3 protein-coding genes and 2 pseudogenes are annotated in these 3080 nt (G+C 67.4%); 2 read left to right on the plus strand and 3 right to left on the minus strand.

Going from position 1 to position 3080, the window contains the following annotated elements:
• Nucleotides 1–218: pseudogene (locus BMG523DRAFT_RS22035) on the plus strand (ISAs1 family transposase); the annotation flags it as partial.
• Nucleotides 219–227: 9 nt separating this feature from the next.
• Here BMG523DRAFT_RS22035 and BMG523DRAFT_RS22040 read toward each other — a convergent pair.
• Both BMG523DRAFT_RS22040 and BMG523DRAFT_RS22045 read right to left on the minus strand, forming a co-directional pair.
• Nucleotides 228–653: a site-specific integrase gene (locus tag BMG523DRAFT_RS22040; RefSeq protein WP_011436481.1), complete on the minus strand. Its 426-nt coding sequence runs from the start codon at nt 651–653 to the stop codon at nt 228–230.
• A 120-nt stretch (nt 654–773) separates the two neighbouring features.
• A pseudogene (locus BMG523DRAFT_RS22045) lies at nt 774–1064 on the minus strand (hypothetical protein); the annotation flags it as partial.
• Nucleotides 1065–1300: 236 nt separating this feature from the next.
• On the opposite strand from BMG523DRAFT_RS22045, the gene BMG523DRAFT_RS22050 reads away from it, so the two are divergent.
• Nucleotides 1301–2032: an HAD family hydrolase gene (locus BMG523DRAFT_RS22050; RefSeq protein WP_083494934.1), complete on the plus strand. Its 732-nt coding sequence runs from the start codon at nt 1301–1303 to the stop codon at nt 2030–2032.
• A gap of 240 nt (nt 2033–2272) precedes the next feature.
• Here the strand turns inward: BMG523DRAFT_RS22050 and BMG523DRAFT_RS22055 are convergent.
• A partial coding sequence (locus tag BMG523DRAFT_RS22055) for a response regulator transcription factor (protein ID WP_235463396.1) occupies nt 2273–3080 on the minus strand: 808 nt, incomplete at its 5' end.

Raw genomic sequence — 3080 nt, forward strand, 5'->3', positions numbered from 1 at the left:
TCCACTGGGTGCGCGATGTGACGTTCCGTGAGGATGCCTCGCGGGTTCGGACCGGCCCACTGCCCCGCATCATGACCACACTCCGTAACCTGATCATCGGGCTGATTCGCCTCGCTGGCCATAACCGCATCGCCCCGACCATCCGCAGAATCCGACACGACAACGCCCTGCTCCTGGCCATCCTCACTCTCGACAACCCCGCTGACCTGCATCAATGACTTTGCGGGTCACCCTGACCGCGGCCCCCACGTCGTCAGCAACTCGCCCAGATCCACGCCATGGCGCACCTGGTAGGCGTAGAACGCGGCCAACGCCGACAGCTTCCGGTTCACCGTCGACGCCGACACCGCCGGCTCCACCGACGGCAGCACCGCCACCCGCCCGTCCCGGCCCGCCGGCGACAGCCGCAACCAGGCCACGAACTCGCCGATGTCCTCCAGCCGCACCTCCCGCCAGTCCAGCCCCCGCCACCCCAGAAAGACCCAGTAGTCCTTCAGATCATGGGCGTAGGCCTTGACCGTGTTCGGAGACCGCTCGATATCGCTGAGATAGGCCAGATACCGCTCGACCGGTTCGACCGGAGCGTCGTCGACACCCAGGACAGTCCACGAATCCACCCGGGAACCGGGCAAGGCCACCCGCTGGACATGCATCCGCTCCTCCTCCACCTCATCCACGTGCTGGACGAGGTGGAGATAACCATGTCCACAAGGCAGATCATCGGGCCTCGAACGCCCGTCCCGAACGCCGAGGACAGTGTTACGACAGCTTCAGATAACGCTGGAGAACACCAGCAGCCGCCGCGCCGGACGCAGCAGCTCCGCCGGAGCGCCCTGTAGCGCCAGCTGCCGCGTGCCCAGCAAAAGGCCCACCACGGACAAGTCGACCGCCGGAGCCACCAGCGGCGCGACCCAGACCGGCACTCCCAGACGCAACCCGAGCTGGAACACGTTGCCGAACCCGAAGGCGAACGTGAGCCCGACAACCACAACCATGATCACCGTGACGAGGGTGACCGCCACGTCACTTCCTGCTGCTGACTGTGCTCCAGCCGGAGCGTCCATCACGGCGGCGCCATCAACGGCCATCAGGCACCGCCCCCGGCCAGCGCCCGAGCCGCTACCGGCCGGGGTCGGTCACTGGGCGTGATAAGCGCAGGTACCCGAGCCGACACGACCAGGCTCGCCTTCGCCCGGTTCTGCGTGGATGCTGTCCGAGCCTCCCCGGAGGCACACTCTGCATAGCTATACGATACTCATCGTAATGATTCGGGTATTTATTGACGACGATACGTCACCTCATGCCATTGACTGACCACCTATGGCCACCAGATCCGGCGATGGCGGCCCGGCTGCGCGGCGAGGCGCGCGAGCGGTGGGGCGCGGGCCCCCACCATGGCTACTGCCGGCAGGTGGGGATCAGCAGCTGGGAGGGCCTCTGGCTCGACCCCGACCTTGCCGCAGGGCCGCCTGGATTCGCGGCGTGGATCATCCGGTACCAGCGGCAGGTGCGGGCACCCTACGATGACGCCAACACCCTGGCCGAGGAGTATCGGTCACTGCGGGCGGAGTTCGCCACGCCCTACCCGGACGTGCCCGAGGCGCTGCGCAGGCTCGGCATCGACCACGAAATCTGGGTCGTCACCAACGGCGACGGCGAAGTCCAACGCCGCAAGCTTCGCCTGTCCGGTCTGGACGTCCTGGCGGATCGCGTGTTCGTGTCGGCGGACATCGGCGCGGCGAAACCCGATCCGGCGTCCTACGCGGCCGCGGAAGAAGCCCTGGCCGCCTCAGCGCTCCGCGTCGCACTGGTGATCGGGGACAGCGCCACCAAGGACCTCGCGCCCGCCCTGGAACGCGGATGGCCCCTGCTCGGCGTCCGCCGTTCGCCGGCCTCCAGCGCTGCGCCGGACCGCGGGGTGACCTGGATCCCCGATCTCAGCGGGATCGCCCCAAAACGCGGCCCGCAGCGCGTCGTCAACCAGCAGCTGGACGCAAGCTTCTTGATCGGCCGGGTGTCGAAGCGGTCCTGATCGAGGGCCGTGAACAGACCGCAGGCCCTCGCATGCCGATCGGCCGGCAGTGGGAGCTCGTCCGTGATGCTCGCCAGTGCCCCCTCGACGTCCTCCGCCGCATACGCCTCCAGCGCAGGCCCCCGAACACCCACGGCAACAGAATAGTACTTACCCGTCGAACTTCTGACGCGGGACAGTCGCTCCGTTATTCGCCGCAGGCGCCCGGACGCACCGCGCCGGGTACCCTCGACCGCGTGATCAGCCTCGAGCGGCGGTCAGTGAGTAGCCACTCGACATCCCGACGGTCGATCTCGCGACATCAAAGGACGGCCGGGAGGACGCGACCTCGCTCAGCAACGCCCTCGGTTGGCGGCCGAGACCGACCCGACCGGCGGGAAGTGCACCGGAGCCGGGCACGTTTCTGCTCGGGTCGTCTCGGCTCCGGTTCCCGACGACCGCAGCCTGCTGGCGATCTCTGAGGTCGAGCTTGCGGAGGACCGCGCTGACGTGTTTCTTCACGGTCGACGCGGCGACTGAGAGTTCCGCCGCTATCTCCGAGTTGCTGAGGCCGTTTGCGAGCAGATAGAAGACTGTCTGCTCGCGCTCCGAAAGCAGTTCGCTGACATCGATCCCCTCGCCCGGCAGCCGCGAGGCGAGCAGTATCTGCCCGACACCCGCCGGTTCGAAGACCATTCCGCGGGCGGCTACGCAATGGACCGCGTGACAGAGTATCGACACCGCCGAGGCCCGGGTCAGATAGCCCCGGGCACCCGCCTTGATCGCGTGGGCCGGATCCGGGCCGGCCTCGGTGTCGGTCAGAATGAGGACTGCCAGCGCGTCGCCGAACGCGGTCACGAGCTCGCGGGTAATCTTTATACTCTCGTAAGTATTCGGCGATGGCGTGGAGGGGCTGGTTCCGCCGTGTGGCGGTGTCGTGGCTGTGGCGGGAGTCGGGCGGAGTGTCCGCGGGATGCTGGTGGGGGGTTGTGGGCTCTTCGTGATACGTCGGGTGTAGTTCCTGATACCGAGGACGCTGGTGATGTGTCCTGGGTGGTGTGTCTGTTCT

Source organism: Frankia sp. BMG5.23, assembly GCF_000685765.2.
Taxonomy (GTDB): domain Bacteria; phylum Actinomycetota; class Actinomycetes; order Frankiales; family Frankiaceae; genus Frankia; species Frankia casuarinae.

Excerpts from the sequence above, each read along its gene's own strand:
- BMG523DRAFT_RS22050 (WP_083494934.1), top strand. The coding sequence starts at position 1,301 with ATGCCATTGACTGACCACCTATGGCCACCAGATCCGGCGATGGCGGCC.
- BMG523DRAFT_RS22040 (WP_011436481.1), bottom strand. The coding sequence starts at position 653 with ATGCATGTCCAGCGGGTGGCCTTGCCCGGTTCCCGGGTGGATTCGTGG.